Origin of the sequence: Pseudoalteromonas sp. GW168-MNA-CIBAN-0100 (assembly GCF_040309225.1) — a bacterium.
GTDB classification, from domain to species: domain Bacteria; phylum Pseudomonadota; class Gammaproteobacteria; order Enterobacterales; family Alteromonadaceae; genus Pseudoalteromonas; species Pseudoalteromonas arctica.
This window is the reverse complement of the sequence record NZ_JBEOOL010000176.1, coordinates 1-396: the sequence shown is the minus strand read 5'-3', so window position 1 is coordinate 396 and position 396 is coordinate 1. Positions and strand designations below refer to the sequence as shown.

The 396-nt window shown below is 41.7% G+C and carries 1 pseudogene; it reads left to right on the top strand.

What is annotated here, in order from left to right:
* Positions 1-396 (top strand): annotated as a pseudogene (locus AAEY62_RS20590) (intermembrane transport protein PqiB); the annotation flags it as partial.

Below are 396 nucleotides of genomic sequence, written 5' to 3'. Positions count from 1 at the left end.
ATTCTATTTTTTGGGTTAACTCAGGTATAGAAATTGACCTTTCTGCTGATGGCATAAACATTAATACCGGATCGCTTAGTAAACTTTTAAAAGGCGGTATATCGGTGGGCTTACCCGATCAACAAGCACCTGGCGATATTGCCCAAAATGAGCATAGCTTTTCGCTTAGTCAAAGCTATAAAGAAGCACTAGAAGAGCGCTTTTACGACTTTGACTACTATCTTATTGAGTTTGAGCAATCAATTCGCGGCCTGCGCGCTGGCGCTCCGGTTGAATACCGAGGAACTCGAATTGGTACAGTAGTAGAAGCCCCTGCCAATGTGATTATTAACGGCAAACCAGCTCACTTTAAAAACCAAAATACGGCTGTACCTGTGCTTATTAAAATAGAATATG